Origin of the sequence: Paucibacter sp. B2R-40, assembly GCF_025717555.1 — a bacterium.
Taxonomy (GTDB): domain Bacteria; phylum Pseudomonadota; class Gammaproteobacteria; order Burkholderiales; family Burkholderiaceae_C; genus Paucibacter_A.
This window is the reverse complement of sequence record NZ_JAJIRP010000012.1, coordinates 82,025-101,062: the sequence shown is the minus strand read 5'-3', so window position 1 is coordinate 101,062 and position 19,038 is coordinate 82,025. Positions and strand designations below refer to the sequence as shown.

The 19,038-nt window shown below is 62.2% G+C and carries 17 protein-coding genes; 4 read left to right on the top strand and 13 right to left on the bottom strand.

Annotation, left to right across the window (positions count from 1 at the left end):
* Positions 1–23: 23 nt before the first annotated feature.
* The 5 genes from LNV09_RS21385 to LNV09_RS21365 all read right to left on the bottom strand — a co-directional run bounded on the left by LNV09_RS21385 (position 24) and on the right by LNV09_RS21365 (position 5,533).
* Complete coding sequence (locus LNV09_RS21385) at positions 24–1,634, bottom strand: GMC family oxidoreductase (protein WP_263559082.1); 1,611 nt, start codon at positions 1,632–1,634, stop codon at positions 24–26.
* The gene (locus LNV09_RS21380; RefSeq protein ID WP_263559081.1) at positions 1,631–2,140 is read right to left on the bottom strand and encodes a hypothetical protein; all 510 of its coding nucleotides are present in this window, start codon (positions 2,138–2,140) and stop codon (positions 1,631–1,633) included. The genes LNV09_RS21385 and LNV09_RS21380 overlap by 4 nt, the downstream gene beginning before the upstream one ends.
* Complete coding sequence (locus LNV09_RS21375; protein ID WP_263559080.1) at positions 2,137–3,546, bottom strand: coniferyl aldehyde dehydrogenase; 1,410 nt, start codon at positions 3,544–3,546, stop codon at positions 2,137–2,139. Before LNV09_RS21375 ends, LNV09_RS21380 begins: the two co-directional genes overlap by 4 nt.
* 205 nt (positions 3,547–3,751) lie before the next feature.
* Positions 3,752–4,717, bottom strand: a complete 966-nt coding sequence (locus LNV09_RS21370) for a polysaccharide deacetylase family protein (protein WP_263559079.1) — start codon at positions 4,715–4,717, stop codon at positions 3,752–3,754.
* A 204-nt stretch (positions 4,718–4,921) separates the two neighbouring features.
* Positions 4,922–5,533, bottom strand: coding sequence for a DJ-1/PfpI family protein (locus tag LNV09_RS21365; RefSeq protein ID WP_263559146.1), 612 nt, complete (start codon positions 5,531–5,533; stop codon positions 4,922–4,924).
* A gap of 93 nt (positions 5,534–5,626) precedes the next feature.
* On the opposite strand from LNV09_RS21365, the gene LNV09_RS21360 reads away from it, so the two are divergent.
* Positions 5,627–7,441 (top strand): OPT/YSL family transporter, encoded by a 1,815-nt coding sequence (locus tag LNV09_RS21360; protein ID WP_263559078.1) that lies wholly within the window; start codon positions 5,627–5,629, stop codon positions 7,439–7,441.
* Here the strand turns inward: LNV09_RS21360 and purH are convergent, their stop codons facing one another.
* The 4 genes from purH to LNV09_RS21340 all read right to left on the bottom strand — a co-directional run bounded on the left by purH (position 7,442) and on the right by LNV09_RS21340 (position 11,345).
* Positions 7,442–9,031, bottom strand: a complete 1,590-nt coding sequence (purH, locus tag LNV09_RS21355) for a bifunctional phosphoribosylaminoimidazolecarboxamide formyltransferase/IMP cyclohydrolase (RefSeq protein WP_263559077.1) — start codon at positions 9,029–9,031, stop codon at positions 7,442–7,444. It abuts the gene before it with no gap.
* A gap of 49 nt (positions 9,032–9,080) precedes the next feature.
* Entirely contained in the window at positions 9,081–9,314 is a 234-nt protein-coding gene (locus LNV09_RS21350) for a helix-turn-helix domain-containing protein (protein WP_263559076.1), read from the bottom strand.
* The gene (dusB, locus tag LNV09_RS21345) at positions 9,314–10,378 is read right to left on the bottom strand and encodes a tRNA dihydrouridine synthase DusB (protein WP_263559075.1); all 1,065 of its coding nucleotides are present in this window, start codon (positions 10,376–10,378) and stop codon (positions 9,314–9,316) included. The genes LNV09_RS21350 and dusB overlap by 1 nt, the downstream gene beginning before the upstream one ends.
* Positions 10,379–10,469: 91 nt before the next feature.
* A complete protein-coding gene (locus tag LNV09_RS21340) occupies positions 10,470–11,345 on the bottom strand; it encodes a substrate-binding periplasmic protein (protein ID WP_263559074.1) in 876 nt (291 codons plus the stop codon).
* 10 nt (positions 11,346–11,355) lie between these two features.
* Here LNV09_RS21340 and LNV09_RS21335 point away from each other — a divergent pair, with 10 nt between their 5' ends.
* Together LNV09_RS21335 and LNV09_RS21330 are read left to right on the top strand one after the other, a co-directional pair.
* A complete protein-coding gene (locus LNV09_RS21335) occupies positions 11,356–11,847 on the top strand; it encodes a YqaA family protein (RefSeq protein WP_263559073.1) in 492 nt (163 codons plus the stop codon).
* Positions 11,848–11,928: 81 nt separating this feature from the next.
* Entirely contained in the window at positions 11,929–13,416 is a 1,488-nt protein-coding gene (locus LNV09_RS21330; protein WP_263559072.1) for a carboxypeptidase M32, read from the top strand.
* 33 nt (positions 13,417–13,449) lie between these two features.
* Here LNV09_RS21330 and LNV09_RS21325 read toward each other — a convergent pair whose 3' ends face one another.
* Positions 13,450–14,655 carry a patatin-like phospholipase family protein gene (locus LNV09_RS21325; RefSeq protein ID WP_263559071.1) on the bottom strand — a complete coding sequence of 402 codons (1,206 nt, stop codon included), beginning with the start codon at positions 14,653–14,655 and terminating at the stop codon, positions 13,450–13,452.
* 44 nt (positions 14,656–14,699) lie between these two features.
* A complete protein-coding gene (locus tag LNV09_RS21320; RefSeq protein WP_318023314.1) occupies positions 14,700–15,521 on the bottom strand; it encodes a phasin family protein in 822 nt (273 codons plus the stop codon).
* A gap of 193 nt (positions 15,522–15,714) precedes the next feature.
* On the opposite strand from LNV09_RS21320, the gene LNV09_RS21315 reads away from it, so the two are divergent.
* Entirely contained in the window at positions 15,715–17,727 is a 2,013-nt protein-coding gene (locus tag LNV09_RS21315) for an SDR family oxidoreductase (RefSeq protein ID WP_263559070.1), read from the top strand.
* A gap of 28 nt (positions 17,728–17,755) precedes the next feature.
* On the opposite strand, the gene LNV09_RS21310 is transcribed toward LNV09_RS21315, so the two are convergent.
* A complete protein-coding gene (locus tag LNV09_RS21310) occupies positions 17,756–18,232 on the bottom strand; it encodes a hypothetical protein (protein ID WP_263559069.1) in 477 nt (158 codons plus the stop codon).
* Positions 18,233–18,454: 222 nt separating this feature from the next.
* On the bottom strand, positions 18,455–18,979 hold the full coding sequence (locus tag LNV09_RS21305; protein ID WP_263559068.1) for an isochorismatase family protein: 525 nt from the start codon (positions 18,977–18,979) through the stop codon (positions 18,455–18,457).
* Positions 18,980–19,038: the final 59 nt, after the last annotated feature.

Genomic DNA, 19,038 nt, shown 5'->3' with positions numbered 1-19,038 from the left:
AGACCATGCGCTGACATAGCCTGTCACGCCAGCAGCACATCCTTTGCCGTCAATCGCTTGGCCAGCCCGGTTGCCATCCTGGCCGCCTGCCCGTAGACCGACACCTGCGGGTTGGCGCCGATGCTGGTCGGGAAGATCGAGCCGTCATGCACGGACAAATTGCTCAGCTGCCAATGTTGGCCGTCCGGCCGTACGACGCCGCGCCCCGCGTCGGCCGCCATGCGGCAGCCGCCCATCACATGGGCACTGCCGACCGTGGTGAGGAAGGGTTTGTAGGGCAGCTTGTTGATCGCGTCCTTGGCTTCGGCCCAAGAGCTGTAGTCCTGCGCCAGCTCATGCACGGGCCGCACGGTCTTGGCACCGGCGGCAAACTGGATTTCGGTCATGCTCAAGTGCGCGCGGCGAGCGCCATCGAGCAAATAGGCGTTCAGCGGGTAGGCCAGCTGCGGGGTTCCGTCGCTCTTCAAACTGACCGTGCCGCCTATCGATTCGGCGTGGAAGCCGTCGCGCAGCAGACCTATCATCACATTGGCATAAGGCATCAGCTTGGCCCGCTCGGCCAGCGTGGGGCCGACGCCGCCCAGATTGGTCATCGCAAAACCGGGGTGGACGGGTGCTACTTCCAGCTTAAAGCCCATTGGGCCATCGACCGGACCTTGGTGCAGGAAATGGTCCGAAAAAACGCTCAGCGGCGCTCCGGCCCAGCCTTCAACCGGCGCCGGCATTTGCGCGTGATTGGCGACCGTGGGGTGCAAGAAGGTGCGCGTGCCCAGCAGGCCCTGTGGGTCGGGGGCATGCGAGCGCAGCAGCAGCGCGGGCGAATTGATCGCACCGCCGGCGACGACGAAATGGCGCGCCTTGATGCTCAGCTCAGGGCCATTGTTTGAACCATCCAGGCCAACCGGCTGGCAGATCAACGCCTGCACTGTATCGCCCTGCAGGTTGAAGCGCTGCGCGCGCGTCTGCACCAAGAGCGTGGCGCCCAAATCAAGCGCAGCGGGGATGGTGGTGATCAGCATCGACTGCTTGGCATTGGTCGGGCAGCCCATGCCGCAAGAGCCCAGGTTCCAACAACCCTTGACATTGCGTTGCACGACCTTGCTTGAAATGCCGAGCTTGCCCGTGCCACGCCGCAAGGTGTCGTTATTGCCATTCGGCTCGGCTAACCAGTCGCTGATATTGAGGCGCTTCTCGACTTGCTCGAACCAGGGGGCCAGCTTTTCCGGGCTGCAATCGCTCAGGCCGAACTCCTTGACCCATTGCGCCAAGGCATCCGGCGGGGTGCGGAAGGAGCCGGTCCAGTTGACGGTGGTGCTGCCGCCGACGCAGCGGCCCTGCAGGATGTTCATCGACTGGTCGGCGTTTTTGCGCCCGGCACCTTCTTGATAGAGCTCGGCGTAGGCGGTGGACTCGCGCTGCTTGAAGTCGGAGCTGGAGCGCAGCGGGCCTTCTTCGATGATGATGATCTTGAGCCCGGCCTTGGCCAGCAACTCAGCCGTGATGCCGGCGCCGGCACCGCTGCCGACGATGGCGACATCGCAGTCCAGACTCGGCGGCAAGGCGGCATGGCCCTGGCCTAACACCTTCCATCCACGTGCCAGGCCTTCTTTGATCGGGTCAGCGATAGAACTCATGGAATCTCTCTCGGTCCGGGGTAACCGGTGCTGGCCCAATGCTCGGGCGCGGTAAAGAAGGCAATCGTGTTGAGGTCGCGCAGCGCGTGATAAATCTGCTGGCGCAGATCCAGGCTGGACAGGCGCAACTCGTTCATGAGCTGCTGAATTTCGGCCACGCTGGCTGCTGGCCAATCCTGGCTCATGCCGATCAGGGCCAGGCGCCCGCCGCTGCTGCTCAGCAAGGCGAACAGCTGCGAAAGTTCGGCTCGCACAGCCGCCGGATAGCCGCCTATATTGGCGTCAACCCGGTCCAAATGAGCCTGTACGGCCGCGTCTCTTGCTGGCCCCTCTGCGGGCCAAAGCCCGCCCGTCACACTCAAGGCTACCGCGCGCATCAACTCGCGGGCCGACGGGCTCATGTGCTTGTCGACCAAGCCCGGCCGCAACAAGGCCATGCCGCCGCCCACCACGCCCAGCAGCACGGCGCCGCCCAGGCCCAATTTAAGAAGGCTACGTCTTTTCATACGATCTTCTTCAAGAGCTTCAACAGCAGCGCGAAGGTCTTGCCATAGGGTGGGTAGAACAACTTGGTGCCAGCGAAACGCGCCTGGCTGAAGATCGGTTTTTCCTTGCTGAAGGTGCGAAAGCCCCATTCACCGTGATAACTGCCCATACCACTGGCCCCGACACCGCCGAAGGGCTGATCTTCCTGGCCCAGATGCCAGATGCAGTCGTTGATGGTGACGCCGCCGGCATGGGTGTGTGCCATGGCGTGTTGCTGCGCGAGCGCGTCTTCGCCGAACCAATACAGCGCCAGGGGCCGCTCATGCTTGTTGATGTAGTCCAGCGCTTCCTCCGTGCGGCTGTAGCCGACGATGGGCAGCAGCGGGCCGAAGATTTCTTCGCGCATCACCGCCATCTCGTCGTTCACGTCGAGCAGCAGATGGGGTGTGAGTTTGCGCCCGCTGAGCGTCTCTTGGTGCGTGGGCAGCAGGCTCGCGCCGCGCGCTTTGGCGTCGCTGAGCAGCCCCTGCAAGCGCGTCAAGTGGCGCTCGGCGGCGATGCTGCTGTAGTCGGGATTGCCTTCCAGCGTCGGGTACATGCGCTGCATCGCGCCAATGATCTCTTGCGCCAGCGGCTCGACCATCTCCTGGGGCACCAACAGATAGTCGGGTGCCACGCAGGTTTGGCCGGCGTTGAGCAGCTTGCCGTAGGCCAAGCGCTCGGCGGTCAGCTTCAGATTGCAGCTGCGGTCAATCAGCGCGGGCGATTTGCCGCCCAGCTCCAGCGTGACCGGGGTCAGGTTTTGCGCGGCAGCCTGCGCCACATGGCGGCCGACCGCGGTGGAGCCGGTGAAGAACAGATGATCAAAAGGCAGTTGCGTGAAGGCGCGGCCAACGTCGGCGTCGCCGGTGATGACCTGCATTTCTTCGGGTTTGAAAAATTCGGCCACTATCTGGGCCATCAACGCAGAGGTTGCCGGGGTCAGTTCAGACGGTTTGATCATCACCCGGTTGCCGGCCGCCAGCGCAGCCAAGGCCGGCGCCATCGCCAGGTAATAGGGGTAGTTCCAGGGCGACACGATGCCCACCACGCCGAGCGGCTGGCGCATCAGCTGGTTGCTGGCGGGCAGGTAATGCAGGGCGGTCGGCATGCGGCGCGTGCGCATCCAGTCTTTCAGATGCTTTTGCGCATGCTTGACGCCCGATTCGACGGTGAAGATATCGGCCAGCAGCGTTTCCTGGACAGCGCGGTGGCCAAAGTCGCTGGCGATGGCCGCCACCAGCGCGTCGCTGTATTTGGCGGTCATGGCGCGCAGCCGTTGCAAGCGGTCTTGCCGCACTGCCATGCTCGGGCTCATCTCGGCGCGGAAGGCGCTGCGCTGTAGCTCCAGCGTCAGGTGCAGTCGTTCGTGCAGCGTTTGGTTCATGCAGTCTCCTGATTCTTGTCTTCACAGGCTAACCGCAGTTGAGCAAGCGGCCAAGCGTATTGGCCCTTGGATAGGGAGATGCGTCTAGACAATCGCGCCTGCGCCTGCGGCTGCGGCTGCGGCGAGCGGATAGGCGGCCAGGGCCTATGCGCAAAGGTATTTGCGCGCGCCTGCGGTGAGCCGGGTAGCGACCGACGGCGCTAAGTCAGACGTATTTGCGTCTGTAGAACTGCTCGATCATGCGCAGTCCGGTATTGAAGCGGGTCGATGCCAGGGCAGCCGGTTGGACTGCGGGCGGCTTGGGTTCAAGGCCATGAAAGCCGCGTGTCTGGAAGCAATCACGGTTGCGGTCGAGGAACTCGCACAGCCATTTATATCGTTTGATGACGATATCGTCGGCACCCGTCAGGCCTGGGTTCATCAACTCAAAATTGTGCGACAGGATTACAAAGCCTTGTTGCCCTCGTTCAAGTGCTTGCCAGAGCAGTGATTCCATTTCCCGGATCGAGCAGGCGGTCAACTGGGCGTGGCGCAAGCTCCCGAAGCCATCATCAAAGACGGTCATCGGGTATTCATGAACGGCCCCCAATTGGATGCAATCCGTCAGCACCTGGCCGGGCAAGATGCCGCTGCGGAGCCCCGAGGTTGAAGCGTTATAGCTGGAATCAAAGCGGATGCCGTTGGCTTCCAGCGCAGCCAAGGTGCGGTGGTCCATGCCGAAGCTACCGGCCCGGAAGGCGTTCGGCGCTGCGGCACCGGCTTGTTCCAACAAGGCCTTGCCGATGCCAATCAGGCAGGTTTGGTCGTCAAGAGAAAATTGCCGCAAAAACGGACGCTTGCTGGTTGAAGGTGCGCCGCCCAGCATCGGAAGGCGAGCCTCGTCAACCCACTCGGTGTGCAAATGAAGCTGGACTTCTTGGCCAGCGCCGGCGATCAATTGCACGATCTCGGTCAGTGGCGGCAGTCCGAATCGACCTGCGAACAAAGGCTCGACGAAAAATACCCCGGTCAGACCATGTTCATTGAGCAAGCTGAGTTGATGTGGCAGGCCGTAGTCACCCCTGGGCGTTGCACCGTATACATAGCGTTTGAACGCCAAGGGGAACTTGGCGTCAATGTCCTTCCACCCGGTGCACCAGATTTCAACATCCGAGGTTAAAAATACGTCCAATATCTACTCCGCCATGCTCAATAATTGCGCCACAAACACCTCTCCCACCTTGTTGAACGGTCCGGCCCGGCAGTCTAGCGATTATTTTTTACAGTTGCCCGAGTGCATGATCCGACAATCGGTATTAATACGGGTCTTGTCAGGCGAGCTCCTTTGCTCTTGCTTGGTTCCAAATTGCAAGGCAGGCATCGCCGGCAGATCGAATCAGGCCAAGGCAGGCAGTACAAATGGTTTTACCCGCGCCAGCAGCCGCTGCGCATAAACGTCTTTTTCGCCTACCGGGGCGACTTCATGCAGCACTTCCCGGGTGGCGGCTTCGCCGACGCGCTTGAGCATCACCCAGGTCGCCAGGTATTGCGCGGCCAGACTGCCGCCTGCGGTGGCCACCGCGCCGCGCGCATGAAAGGGCTCCTCCAACACCCGGGCGCCGGCTTGCACCACCCAGGGCTTGGTGCCCAGGTCGGTGCACGCCGGCATATCACCCAGCAGACCCAGGCGGGCCAGCAGCAAGGTGCCCGAGCATTGCGCGCCGATCAGCTGTCGCACCGGGTCGAGCTGCAGCCGGTCCAGCAGCGCGGAATTTTCGGCCATCGCGCGTGCATAAAGGCCCGATCCGAAGATCACCACATCCGCCTCGTTGGCCCATTCCAGCGGGCGCTGCAATTGCACGGTAACGCCGTTCATCGACGTCACCGCATGGCCCGGCCCGCACAGCTCTGCCGACCAGCCGAGCAACCGCAGGCGGTTCAGCATGCCCAGGATGATGAAACTGTCCAGCTCATTGAAACCATCAAAGCTCAGGATGGCCACCTTCAACGCTGGGGAAACAAGTGAGAGGGTATCTTCACGCATGGTCGGATTGTGAACCGGCAGCTACAGTGCGCGCCAGTTCTTTCAATTCGGCCCGCCATGCACTCTTCCGCCCTTGATCAGTCAAATACTTCGACCGACGCCCGCCGCTGGGCCTGGTTGCCGCCCGTGGGTTCGGTCGGCTACTACGCCTTGTTGGCGGCTATCGGCATGTTGGTGCTGGGGCCGCTGGGCGGCATCACCGCCGCCTTCATGAATTTCTCGATCGGCTTCTTTGTCGGCGGGCAGGTCTTGGCCGGTATCTTGGGCTCCGTCGTCACCTTCGGTTACGGCAGCGAGGGCAAACACGGCGCGAACTACATCCAGACCACCGCCGCCTCGGTGGCCGGCATGATGGCGATGAGCACCTTGATCCAGGCGATGACCTGGATGGGTATGCCGCAGCCACCTGCATGGCAGTTGGTGATCTATATGTTGTGCATCGGCATGATGGCCGCCGGCATCGGGCTGCTCTACACGCCGATCTTGGTCGAACGCATGCAGCTGCAATTCCCATCGGGCCTGGCGGTCGCCAATATTTTGCGGGCACTGACCGATCCGGTGCTGCTGCGGCAATCGGTGTCGCGTTTGTTTGGCGGCATGGCTGTGGGCGTCGCCGGCGGCTTTGCGAGCGTCAAGATAGTGGCGCTGGGGGCAATCGAGCTGTCCACCTCGACCTTCGGTGCCGGTCTGATTGTCGGCGCGCGTGTCGGAATTCCGGCCCTCTTGGGTGGTCTGGTGTTCTGGGCGCTAGCGCCTTATTTCATCAGCATTGGCTGGCTGAATGTGGGTGAACCCTTCCGCAAGATCGCGTTCTTGATCGCGCTGGGCATGGTGCTGGGTGCCGCCATCATTGATATGAGCCTGATTCTGTGGCGCGCTGTCGCACGTTTGCGAGATTCTGGGGCGCGCACTGTGGTGCCCGAGGAGCAGCGCACCGGCCCGCGTGCCAGCCTGCCGCGCTTGTTGACTTGGGTGGCCGCCTGGACACTCGCCACGGTGGTGGCCGGCGTGCAGTTTTTCAACGAACCGGTGCAGTACATGCTGATTGCGGTCGCCTTGGTCTATGTATTTGCCATCGTCAACGGCATCTCGCTGGGTCTGACCGATCAGAACCCGATCTCCTCGGCCTTTGTGGTGACGGTCTTGATCTTGGCCGCGCTCGGCCTGCGCGACCCGGTGCTGGGCCTGATGGTCGCCAGCGTGGTGTTCATCTCCTCCAGCGTGGCCGGTGACATGCAGCAAGACCGTTCGACCGGCTGGCGGCTTGGCACCAATCGCACGATTCAATTCCGCTTTCAGGTCGCGGGCATCTTGCTCGGCGCCGTGCTGGCGGTGGCGATTGCGCACCTGTTCATGGCCGCTTACCCTGTGCTGAAGTTGGATCAAACCGTGATGAGCGCCGAGCAAGTGCCGGTGCAATGGACTTCGGCGATGACTTACAAATTCGTTGGTGTGCTGAGCACCTTGACCGAACCCAAGCCGTTTCAAATCACTGCGATTTGGATCGGCATGGGCATCGGCCTGCTGACCGAGTTGCTGCGCAAGCTGATCAAATCTAACGCGGAGTACCGTCGGTTTGTGGCCCGCGGCAAGTTGGGCTTCAGCCTTGACTTCTGCGTCGATGCTTTGATTCTGCCCAGCCCCTACGCCTCGTCCTTCGGTGGTTTCGTCAACCTGCCGACCTCCGCGTGGTTGGCTGCCGGCGGGGTGGTCTCCAGCCTGATCAACAGCCTCAAGACACGGCCCAAGGCCGGCGAACAAGCGCTGCCCGAAGACATGAGCAGCACTTCCTTGGTCGGCGGCGGGCTGATTGCCGGTGATGCCTTGGCGGCCTTGGGGCTGGGGCTGGCGGGCTTGATGGCCTTGGTTTGATCAGTGCCTGAAGTGGCGCACGCCACTGAACACCATCGCTATGCCGCGCTCATTGGCGGCGGCAATCACCTCGTCGTCGCGCATCGAGCCGCCCGGCTGGATGACGCTGGTGGCGCCGGCGTCAACGACCACATCCAGACCATCGCGGAAGGGGAAGAAGGCGTCGCTCGCGACGGCCGAGCCTTGCAGTGTCAGGCCGGCATTTTCGGCCTTGATCTTGGCGATGCGGGCCGAGTCGATGCGGCTCATCTGGCCCGCGCCGACGCCCAGCGTCATACCGCCGGCGCAGAAGACGATTGCATTGCTCTTCACATATTGCGCCACGGTCCAGGCGAACAACAAGTCTTCGAGTTCCTGCGCCGTCGGCTGCTTGGTGGTGACGACCTTCAGATCGGCTGCCTTGAGGAAATGGTTGTCGGCAGTTTGCAGCAGGATGCCGGAGCCGACGCGCTTGCTGTCAACGGCATTGCGGCCCTGGCTGAAAGGCGTGCTGCCCCCGGCCGGCAGCGCGATTTCGAGCAGCCGTACATTCGCCTTGGCCGCGAAGATGGTGCGCGCTTCAGCGCTGAAGCCAGGGGCCATCAGCACTTCTACAAACTGCTTGGCCACATGGCTGGCGGCCGCCGCGTCGACGGGTCGGTTGAAGGCGATGATGCCGCCGAAGGCCGAGGTCGGATCGGTCTTGAGCGCCTTGGCGTAGGCAGCGGCGGCGCTTTCGGCCACGGCCACGCCGCAGGGGTTGGCATGCTTGATGATGACGCAGGCCGGCGCTTCAAAAGCCTTCACGCATTCCCAGGCGGCGTCGGCGTCGGCAATATTGTTGTAGCTCAGCTCCTTGCCTTGCAGCTGTTTGGCGGTGACCAAGGAGCCGGGCGCGGGATAGAGATCGCGGTACAGCGCGGCGCTCTGGTGTGAGTTCTCGCCATAGCGCAGGTCTTGAACCTTGACGAAGGTGGAGTTCATCTGTGCCGGATACTCGGCCAGGCTGCCATCGTCCTGGCGTGCGCTCAAGTAATTGCTGATCGCAGCGTCATATTGGGCGATCCGGTTGAAGGCGGCCACCGAAGCGGCAAAGCGCGTCTTGTCGCTGGTCTTGCCACTGCTTTGAAGTTCCTCCAAGACTTGCGCGTATTGGCCGGCGTCGGTCAGTACGGTGACGTCTTTCCAGTTCTTGGCGGCGGAGCGCACCATCGCGGGGCCACCGATGTCGATGTTCTCGATCGCGTCTTCGAGCGTGCAGCCGGGCTTGGCGACGGTTGCTTCAAAGGGATAGAGATTGACGGCCAGGATGTCGATCATGGTGATGTCGTGCTGCGCCGCTGCCGTCATATGTTCGGGCAGGTCGCGCCGGGCCAGCAGGCCACCGTGCACCTTGGGGTGCAGGGTCTTGACGCGGCCGTCCAGCATCTCGGGGAAGCCGGTGTGCTCCGCCACCTCGGTGACCGGCAATCCAGCGTCGGCCAGCAGCTTGGCGGTGCCGCCAGTGGACAGCAAACGAACGCCGAGCTTGTTCAGTGCGGAGGCGAATTCGACGATGCCAGTCTTGTCGGACACGGAGATCAGGGCTGTGAGGGCGGTCAATTTGGACATGGTGTGCGGGGGAGTACTGCGTTAGAAATAGGCGCTCGTGTCAATCTGACTAGAGCAATTTGTGTTCGGTCAGCTTGCGCCGCAGCGTGTTGCGGTTGATGCCCAGCCACTCGGCGGCCTTGCTTTGGTTGCCGGCGGCGTGTTTCATCACTACCTCCAGCAAGGGTTTTTCGACCACTTGGATCAACATCTCATGCATCGAGTGCGGCTCTTCGCCGTCCAGATCATGGAAGTAAGTCTCTAGGTTCTCGCGCACACAGGCATCGATAGTTTTCGGGGTCATCATGCCTGTTGTCTCAGTTGCTTGCATTCATGGGGCGCTATTGTTCGAGCTTCTGACGGCTTGGCAAGATAGGGCAAGCGCTGATAGCCCTGCGCCAGTGTGTCAAACCAAGCTTGCAGCGCCTTGACTTGGGCAGCGCTGCTCTCCAGCAGATTCATTTCTTGGCGAAATTCCTCACCGCCGGGCAGCTCCGCGACGGCCCAGCCGATGTGTTTGCGCGCTGTGCGCATGCCGGTCAGTTCGCCGTAGAGGCTGTAATGGTCGTGCAGATGTTCGAGCAGCCAGTCGCGCGCTTGCAGCACGGTGGGGGCGGGTAGCGACTCGCCGGTGGCCAAAAAATGGGCGGTTTCGGTAAAAATCCAGGGCCGGCCCTGGGCCGCGCGGCCAATCATCACTGCGTCGGCACCGGTCAGCGCCAGCACCTGTTTGGCTTTTTGTGGTGAGTCGATATCACCGTTGGCAACCACGGCTATCTTCAGCGCTGCCTTGACGGCCGCCACGGTGGCGTACTCGGCTTCGCCCTTATAGCCCTGCTCGCGGGTGCGGCCATGCACAGTGACCATGGCCACACCGGCGCTCTCAGCGGCCAGGCTCAAGCGCAGGGCATTCTTTTCGCTCTCGCACCAGCCCGTGCGCATCTTCAAGGTGACCGGCACGCCGTGCGGTGCGGCGGCAGCGATCACCGCTTCGATGATCTGCAGCGCCAGCGGCTCGTCTTGCATCAAAGCCGAGCCGGCCCATTTATTGCAGACCTTTTTGGCCGGGCAGCCCATATTGATGTCGATGATCTGCGCACCGCGGTCGATGTTGTAGCGGGTCGCCTCGGCCATCATTGCGGCGTCGGTGCCGGCTATTTGCACGGCGATCGGTCCGGCTTCGCCGTCATGGTTGGCGCGCCGGGAGGTCTTCAAACTGCTCCACAAGTCTTTGCGCGAAGTCACCATCTCACTCACCGCATAGCCCGCGCCCATGCGCCTGCAGAGCTGGCGGAACGGCCTGTCGGTGACGCCGGCCATCGGCGCCACGAACAAATTGTTCGGCAGGCAATAAGGGCCGATCTGCATGATCGGAGACTGCGGGAGCATGGGAAGGATGAGGGCTTGCCTAAAAAAGAGGCAAAATTATACCTGCTCGTCGCAACTCTGCTGAACCGAGCTACTGGGGTGTAGCTGCCGGCTTGGCCGCTTCGTTCTGGCGCCGCCAGAGCTGGATATTGCGTTCCACCAGTCCGGCCATGACTTTTTGCCCCGTCAGCCTGATCATGGCGCGGGTGATGCGGCCGCGCATTTCGCCGCTATTGCAGGCGGATTTATGCGAAAGCGTCAGGAATAAGCTCTCGTTCGCCACGGCCGGCAACAGCATCTTCACATCGCTAACGCCCAGCTTGCTCAGGAAGGCCTGGCCGGGGCTGTCTTCGTAGACCATATAGTCGGCGCGTGAGCGCTTGAGCATCTGTATCGCTTGCTCCAAGCTGGCCACCTGCGTCATATTCAAGGACTGCTTGGCGAAGCGATCAAAGGCTTCCCCAAAGCTGTTGTTGATGACGGTCACGCCTTGCAGGCCGATCAGATCAGGCCAGCGTGCGTAGTTGATCTTGGCGTTAGCTCGCACCCAGATGACGGAGCGCGTGTCATGGAAGGGCGGGTGAAAGTAGTCCATGTATTCGGTACGCGGCCCGGTCCAAAATGCACCGGCAATCAGGTCGATGCGCCCGGCCCTGGCTTCTTCCTGCACGCGGCCCCAAGGGCCAACATAGCGCAGTTCAATGGGCACCCCAATCTCCTTGGCGAGCATTTGCATCAAGTCGGCGTTGGCGCCGATCAAGCGGCCTTCGTCGGCCGGGTCGCGCCACAAATAGGGGGGATATTGCGGGTTGCCCGAGGCCAGCAGCGAGCCGCAGGTTTCCTGCGCGTTGGCGACCTGCAAGCCGCTCAACAGCAACAGGGCCGCAGCCAAAAGCTTGCGGCGGCGCGGGCCAGGGCCAGCACCCGCGTCAACCTTGTTCAATGGATAGCACCAAGTGGTCAGCATAATGTTGTCAATGGAAGCCCACCTCGAATCGCTGCTGCGCAGTTTGTTGATGATACTGGCCGTGCCCGAAGTTGGCTTGATCAGCGTGTTTTTGATTTCATTGGTATCTGCCACCTTGCTGCCTTTGGGGTCCGAGCCTGCGGTGTTTTTGGTGGTCAAGGCCGACCCGACACTCTTTTGGCCGGCCATTTTGGTGGCGACGCTGGGCAACACCATCGGCGGCGCTATCAGTTGGTGGATGGGTTATGGCGCTGAAGCCGCTTATGAGCGCGCCACTCGTCGTAAACCGCCCAACCCGCGCCTGCTGGCCTGGTTTTCGCAGTTCGGTGCCAAGACATGTTTGCTCAGTTGGCTGCCGGTGATTGGGGATCCGATGTGTGCGCTGGCCGGTTGGCTGCGCCTGCCTTTTTGGCCTTGTGTGGGTTATATGGCGGTGGGTAAGTTCATCCGCTACATGCTGATGACGGCGGCATTGATGTGGGTATTCCCTGGGTCGGGATGAGCTTTGGGACGGGCGGCTCGGCTCGGCTTGCGTAGACAATGCCAAGTCTGTCTCTTACGCCTATCGGCCATCGACTCCACCATGAGCACACCTGCTTACCTCGAACTTCACCAGCGTCACCAACGCCTGCACCGATTGGCTCATTTGCAGGCCATCGCTCAGTGGGACCAGTCTGCCAATATGCCGACCAAGGGCAATGAGGCGCGCTCACTGGCATTGGCCGAGATGGGCGGTATGCTGCACCAACTTTCGACCGAGCCGCAGCTCAAGGGCCTGCTGGACGCGGCTGCTGCCGAGCCTCTGAGCGAGGATCAGCGCGCCAATTTGCGCGAAATGCGACGGGCCTGGATGGCGGCCAATGCGCTGCCGCAAAGCCTGGTCGAGGCCAAGTCGCTGGCCAATTCGCGTTGCGAACATGCCTGGCGCACGCAGCGCCCGGCAAATGACTGGGCCGGCTATTTGCCGCTCTTGCGTGAATGTGTGAAGCTGGCCCGCGAGGAGGCGCGTTGCTTGTCCGAGAGCAGCGGCTTGGGTCTGTATGACGCCTTGATGGACCAATATGAGCCCGGCATGCGGTCGGCCGAAGTGGACCGGGTTTTTGGCGATCTGCGCAGCTGGCTGCCCCAGTTGATCAAGGACGTGCAGGCCAAACAGGCCCAAGAAACGACCGTGCGCCCGCAAGGCCCGTTTGCCAAAGATGCACAGCGCGCTTTGGGGCAAGCGGCGATGCAATTGGTCGGTTTTGACTTTGAGGCCGGCCGCCTGGATGAGAGTGCTCACCCGTTTTGCGGCGGCGTGCCAGAGGATGTTCGCATCACCACGCGCTACCGCGAGGATGATTTTCTGCCCAGCCTGATGGGCGTGATTCACGAAACCGGCCATGCCCGCTACGAGCAGAATTTGCCGCGTGAATGGCTCGGTCAGCCGCTGGCTCAAGCCCGCTCGATGGGGTTGCATGAAAGCCAGTCCCTGAGCTTTGAGATGCAGCTCGGCAGTCATCCTGCTTTCGCCAGGCTGCTGAGCCCGCTGGTCGTTCAGCATCTGGGCGCGCAGGCCGCCTTTGAACCGGCTAACTTGAATCGTCTGCTGACCCGGGTGCATCCGGCCTTCATCCGTGTGGATGCCGATGAAGTGACCTACCCGGCCCATGTGATCCTGCGCTATGAGATAGAGCGCGCCTTGATCGAAGGCGAGATCGAGTGCGAGGACATCCCCGCGCTGTGGGACGCCAAGATGATGGAGTTGCTGGGCGTGGACACGCGCGGCAATTACAAGGATGGCTGCATGCAGGATGTGCACTGGGGTTGCGGCCTGTTCGGCTACTTTCCTTGCTACACCTTGGGCGCGATGTATGCAGCGCAGTGGTTTGCCAGCATTCGCCGCAGCCGTCCGGAACTGGACGCCGACATTGCTGCCGGCAATTTGGCGCCGGTGTTTGATTGGCTGCGCAGCAATATTTGGTTGCAGGGCAGTCGCTTGGAAACCCCAGATTTGGTCAAAGCGGCCAGCGGCGAGACGCTCAATCCGGCGCATTTCAAAGCCCATTTGCAAGCGCGGTATCTGGCCTGAGCGGCCCCGGCCTCAATGACCCGGCCTGCAATCCTATGAGGGTTTCAGTTGGGTCTTCAGTCGTTTGAGTGTGCGGCGCAAATCGCGCAGCGCGGCCGCCATGCGGTGCTCGCCCGGTTCGCCGAGTAGCCGCAAGCTTTCGTCGGCCAAGACTTCGGCATTCAATGCCAGGCCGTGGCGGGCGAGTTGCGTGGCCAATAGCGGCGCGCGCTGACGCAAGGCGGCGCGCGTGCTTTGATAGGCATGTTCGGCCAGATGATGGCGCTGCGAGTAGCTGAAGGTATTGGCCAGGAACATCTCGGCGTCCCGGTGATCGGGCTCGAACAGCAGGATGTCGGTTTCCGGATGGCTGTGCTCGTAGCGCTTGAAGCCCAGTTCCAGCCTCGAGTGAATCAGCGATCGAAAGGTCTGGCTCAACACCAGGGGCAGGCCGCCGTCGACCAGGTGAGGGATGCGCGCGCGCTTGACACGGGTCGAGTCGGCCGGGTCGGACTCATAGGGCACCAGCGGATTCAGGCAGATCAGCAGATCCAGGCCCTCTTGCAAGAGCACCGACGCATGCAGGGTTTTCTTCAGCGCGCCGTCCACATAATGCCGGCCTTCGATGGATACCGGAGGAAAAAGCCCCGGCAAAGCAGCGCTGGCTTGGACGGCCTGGGAGATCGGAATGTGATCCCAGCCGGGCAGGCCAAAAGGCGTGGCCTCACCGCTGTCCAAGTCGGTGGCCACCAGCACCAGGCGCTTTTTCAACTGGCGGAAGTCATTGCTGCGGCCGGGCCGGCTGAACAGCAGTTGCAATTGCGCGGCCAGGATTTCCCCGGACAGCAGGCCGGTCGGCAAGGCCGCACCCAGGCGTTCGAACGAGCCTAGCACCGAGCGGCCCTGCACCAAGGCGGCCCAGCTTGCACGAAACAGCAGCCCGGGCAATAACTTCAGGCGTGAGCGGTATTCGGCCCAGGCCGGCCGCAGCAACTCGGCCGGATCGAAGCTGTCGGGCGAGTAGTCGCGGTTCTCGATAAAAGCGGCGCACAGGGCGCGCGGGCCTATGCCATTGGCCAGGCCGGCGGCGATAAAGCCGCCCGCACTGACGCCGATATAGCCGTCGCAGTCGGTGAAGGAGAGGCCCGCGATCGCTTCCTCCAGCGCACACAGCGCGCCGATTTCGTAAATGGCACCCAAGGGCCCGCCGCCAGCCAGCGCCAAGCCCAGCCGTGGAGCCGTTTTTTTCTCAGTGTTCAAGCGACGCGTCCATGGTGGACAGAATCAGCAGGGCTTGGCCGAGTTCAGGACTCGATGGCCGCAGCGACGGCCTGCGTCACTTCACTGAGGGCTGCTGCGGGTGGGGCTGCCTTTTTGACGACGGCCTTGCTCACTGCCTTGCTCGCACCGGCTGCTTTGGCGGCGGCCTTTTTGAACGGCGTTGGCGCCGCTTTCGCTGCGGGCTTGGCGGCAGGCTTGGCGGCGGCCTTTACGGCGGCGTTCGCTGCGGTTTTGGCTGGAGCGGCTTTTGCAGGAACTGTTTTGGCGGCGGCTTTGGCGGGCTTTTTAGCGGCTGCCTTGGCCTCGACCTTTTTGGCGGCCGGCGTTGCTGCTGGTTTTGTTGCCGGCTTGACGGCTGCCTTTGCCGGTGCCTTGGCAAGCTTTTTCGCCGGCGCCTTGATGCCGACTGCTGCGTTCAGCGCGTCGATGCTGGCGATCAACTCGGCCACATCCTTGGCCGAGGGCACGCCCAGGCGGTTCAGGGCGCGGGCGACGCGGTCCTCGAAGATGGATTCCAGCTTGTCCCAATGCTGACCGGCCTTGTTGCCGACACCGCCTGCCATGCCCGTGACCTTGCTGGCCATCGCGCCGAGCTTTTCTTCGGCCGCAGATTGGGTCTTCTTCTGCAGGCTCAGACCTTCCTTGACCAGCGCTTCAAACACCTTGCCACCTTCGCCCTGCGCCTTGGCGAAGGCGCCCAGCCCGGCAGCCCAGATATGTTGGGCCGAATCCTTGATGCCTTGGGCAAGCTGGCTGTCCAGCAGGCCGGCCGGCAGGGCCGAGGCAAAGCCCGCGCTGGAAGCGGTGTTCTTCTTGGCTGCCATCTTCTGAAGCTTCTTGACCATGTCGTTCGTCCTTGGTGGTGGTGTGTTTGCACGGATCGCGCTGGGATGCCTTTCACTATAAATGCCACAAGCGCCGATGTGTACAGGGTTCCTAGTGAGTTCTCACCAGATCGGTCGCGCGAACTGCGGGTAATCGCGCATCAGCAAGCCCATCCAGATGGTCAAGAATCCGATCTATACCAAGGAGACAAACATGCAGTATTTCGTCACCGGCGCGACCGGCTTCATCGGCAAGCGCTTGGTCAAAAAACTGCTGGCGCGGCGCGGCAGCACGGTCCACTTCCTGATGCGCGAGGGAAGCCGCGACAAATTGCCCGAGTTGATGGAGTTCTGGGGTCTGGCCAAGTCAGCCAAGGCGCGCGCGGTGCCGGTCTTTGGCGACCTAACGGGCAAGAAACTTGGCGTCTCGGCGGCCGACCTGAAGGCGCTCAAAGGTCAGATCGATCATGTCTACCACCTCGCCGCGGTCTATGACTTGAAAGCCGACGAGGCCTCGCAGATGGCCGCTAACGTCGACGGCACACGCAGCATGGTCGAGTTTGCGGCCGCCATCGAGGCCGGCCATGTGCACCATGTGTCTTCGATTGCCGCCGCCGGCCTCTACGAAGGCGTGTTCCGCGAGGATATGTTTGACGAAGCAGAAGGGCTGGACCATCCCTATTTCAACACCAAGCACGAGAGCGAAAAAATCGTCCGTCAGGAGTGCAAGCGAGCCTGGACCGTGTATCGCCCGGCGATGGTGGTGGGGGACTCCAAGACCGGCGAGATGGACAAGATCGACGGTCCTTACTACTTTTTCAAGCCGATCCAGCGCTTGCGCCAGATCCTGCCGCCTTGGCTGCCTTCGATCGGCCTGGAGGGCGGCCGCGTCAACATCGTGCCGGTCGACTATGTGGTCGACGCACTCGATCACATCAGCCACCAGACCCGCGCAACGGGGCGCTGCTTCCATTTGGTCGACCCGGTCGGCTACCGCGTCGGCGATGTGCTGGATATCTTCTCCAAGGCCGCACATGCGCCGAAGATGAATTTGTTCATCAACGCCGCGCTCTTGGGCTTCATCCCCAAGAGCGTCAAAAAGGGCTTGATGGCCTTGGCGCCGGTGCGGCGCATCCGCAATGCGGTGATGAAGGATCTGGGCCTGCCGGACGATATGTTCACCTTCATCAACTACCCGACGCGCTTTGACTGCCGCGAGACCTCCGCCGCGCTCAAAGGCAGTGGTATTGCCTGTCCGAGTCTGCATGACTACGCCTGGCGCCTGTGGGATTTCTGGGAACGCCATCTCGACCCGGACCTCTTCATCGACCGCAGCTTGCGCGGTGCCTGCGGCGGCAAAGTGGTCTTGGTCACCGGTGGTTCGAGCGGCATTGGGCTGGCCTCGGCGATCAAGTTTGCCGAAGCCGGCGCGATCACGGTGATCTGCGCCCGCGATGAAGTCAAGCTGGCCGAGGCCGTGGCCGAGATTCGCGCTGCCGCCGGCGCTGACGCCAAGATCCATAGTTACTCGGCCGACATCTCCAACGAAGAAAGCTGCAAGGCGATGGTGGCCTGGCTGACCGAGACCTTCGGCGGGGTCGACTATCTGATCAACAACGCCGGCCGCTCGATCCGCCGCGCCATCGAGGGCAGCTACGACCGCTTCCATGATTTTGAGCGCACCATGCAGCTGAATTACTTTGGCTGCCTGCGCGTCACCATGGGTCTGCTGCCCGGCATGGTGGCCAAGCGCAAGGGACATGTGGTCAATATCTCCAGCATTGGCGTGCTGACCAATGCGCCGCGCTTCTCGGCCTATGTGGCCAGCAAGGCCGCGCTCGATGCCTGGACACGCTGCGCCTCGTCGGAGTTTGCCGACCAGGGCGTCACCTTCACCACCATCAATATGCCCTTGGTGCGCACGCCGATGATCGCCCCGACGCAGATCTACAAAAACGTGCCGACGCTGGCGCCTGAAGAAGCGGCTGATATGGTGGCACAGGCCTGCATCTCGAAGCCGGTGCGAGTGGCGACGAGGTTAGGTATCACGGGCGAGTTGCTGCATGCAGCAATGCCGCGCGTCGCGCAGATCGTGATGAATACGACCTTCCGCATGTTCCCGGACAGCGATGCATCCAAGGGCGATAAGCTGGGCAAGGGCGGCAAATCGCAGCTCTCACCCGAGGCGATCGCGATGCAGCAGATGATGAAGGGGATTCACTTCTAAGGCGGGTTCTATTGCCGCCTCGGCGCCATCAGTGATGCCAGACCAGCAAACGGGTGCCGCCGGCATCCAGATTGCTGATAGCAACTGATCCCATCGAGTTGGCGCCGCTGTATGGGCCGGCGCCGGCCGTCAAGACATCGGCCAGGTTGTTTTGCAGATTCAGCTTGGCCGATCCGAGCGAAACCTGACTGCCGCCTTGGCCGTCGTAGCCGCTTTGCAGCGCGCCGCTCAAACCCGCGGCCTGGATGGCAGCGGCAAACTCGGCCGGTGAGAGTTTGGATTTTGTGGCCGCGAGCCTGTCGCTGCCCAGCAGCTCAAGCAGAGCCGGCAAGGTCACGCCCAAGGACATGGCTAGCAAGGGGGCGGCTTGCGTGCCGCCATTGACCGAGCGCATTTCTTCGTCGCCCAGCGCCCGCGGCGCGGCCAATGCCGGCGCGGCGCAGGCGATGGCCGCAGCGGCCAAGAGCAGCTTGCGGGTCAGAGATTTGGCGCGGCTTGTGAACATGGCGATACCTCGGCTGGCTTGAGTGCGGGGCCAAACTTGGCCCGTTGACGCAATTCTCAAAGCAGCCGGGGCAGCTGAACAGGCTTGCACGGCCACGCAAGCGCTTGATTCGTGACATAGGCGGCACGCAGTGCGCTTTGTTGGCAGGGCTTGTGCGGCGCCACTTTTTCAAGCGCGCGCCGGTCCGTGATGGAGTTGGCATGTCGCCCCGGCCGACCCGTTTTAGAACGCCTCGGCCATCGGCAGCACCGTCACTCGCCTGGAGACCGCGCTCAGTGCAATCTGGTGCAGCATGTCGGTGACCGTGGTGCAGCAGTCGGCCAGGATGCTGACCTTGGCATAGGCCTGCGCCGCCTTGGAGATGGCGGTATGGGTGACGCAGTTTTGCGTCATCATGCCGCAGATCAGCAGCTCGCTAACGCCAAGTTCGGCCAGGGTCTGGGTCAGCGTGGTGCTGTCAAACGAGTCGGCAAAGCGCTTGATCACCAGCGGCGCTTGAGGAGCCGCGGCCAACACGCGCGGGTGAGTGGCCACGCCCGCGCTGCCGGCATTGAAGAAGGGCGAGGGACCTTTGGCCGGGTCGGCGATGTGTTGAACCAGGATCACCGGCATCTGCGCTGCTTGCGCCTTGTGGATGGCGGCTTCGACCTGCGTCAGCACGCCCTCGGCATTGTGCAGCGGGTAGTTGCCGCCAGGGAAATAGTCCATCTGGACATCGATGACGATCAGGGCTTGCTTGTGTTTCATTGAGATGTGACTCCGTGTGAATTGATGAACAAATGGGTGAATCGATGGACAGATTGTTC

What these genes read in the sequence shown, in the direction of transcription:
- LNV09_RS21330 (WP_263559072.1), top strand. Translation starts at nt 11,929, where the DNA reads ATGAGCACACCTGCTTACCTCGAACTTCACCAGCGTCACCAACGCCTG.
- LNV09_RS21315 (WP_263559070.1), top strand. Translation starts at nt 15,715, where the DNA reads ATGCAGTATTTCGTCACCGGCGCGACCGGCTTCATCGGCAAGCGCTTG.
- LNV09_RS21320 (WP_318023314.1), bottom strand. Translation starts at nt 15,521, where the DNA reads ATGGTCAAGAAGCTTCAGAAGATGGCAGCCAAGAAGAACACCGCTTCC.
- dusB (WP_263559075.1), bottom strand. Translation starts at nt 10,378, where the DNA reads ATGCAGATCGGCCCTTATTGCCTGCCGAACAATTTGTTCGTGGCGCCG.
- LNV09_RS21380 (WP_263559081.1), bottom strand. Translation starts at nt 2,140, where the DNA reads ATGAAAAGACGTAGCCTTCTTAAATTGGGCCTGGGCGGCGCCGTGCTG.
- purH (WP_263559077.1), bottom strand. Translation starts at nt 9,031, where the DNA reads ATGTCCAAATTGACCGCCCTCACAGCCCTGATCTCCGTGTCCGACAAG.
- LNV09_RS21335 (WP_263559073.1), top strand. Translation starts at nt 11,356, where the DNA reads ATGGAAGCCCACCTCGAATCGCTGCTGCGCAGTTTGTTGATGATACTG.
- LNV09_RS21350 (WP_263559076.1), bottom strand. Translation starts at nt 9,314, where the DNA reads ATGACCCCGAAAACTATCGATGCCTGTGTGCGCGAGAACCTAGAGACT.
- LNV09_RS21385 (WP_263559082.1), bottom strand. Translation starts at nt 1,634, where the DNA reads ATGAGTTCTATCGCTGACCCGATCAAAGAAGGCCTGGCACGTGGATGG.
- LNV09_RS21340 (WP_263559074.1), bottom strand. Translation starts at nt 11,345, where the DNA reads ATGCTGACCACTTGGTGCTATCCATTGAACAAGGTTGACGCGGGTGCT.
- LNV09_RS21360 (WP_263559078.1), top strand. Translation starts at nt 5,627, where the DNA reads ATGCACTCTTCCGCCCTTGATCAGTCAAATACTTCGACCGACGCCCGC.
- LNV09_RS21310 (WP_263559069.1), bottom strand. Translation starts at nt 18,232, where the DNA reads ATGTTCACAAGCCGCGCCAAATCTCTGACCCGCAAGCTGCTCTTGGCC.
- LNV09_RS21375 (WP_263559080.1), bottom strand. Translation starts at nt 3,546, where the DNA reads ATGAACCAAACGCTGCACGAACGACTGCACCTGACGCTGGAGCTACAG.
- LNV09_RS21305 (WP_263559068.1), bottom strand. Translation starts at nt 18,979, where the DNA reads ATGAAACACAAGCAAGCCCTGATCGTCATCGATGTCCAGATGGACTAT.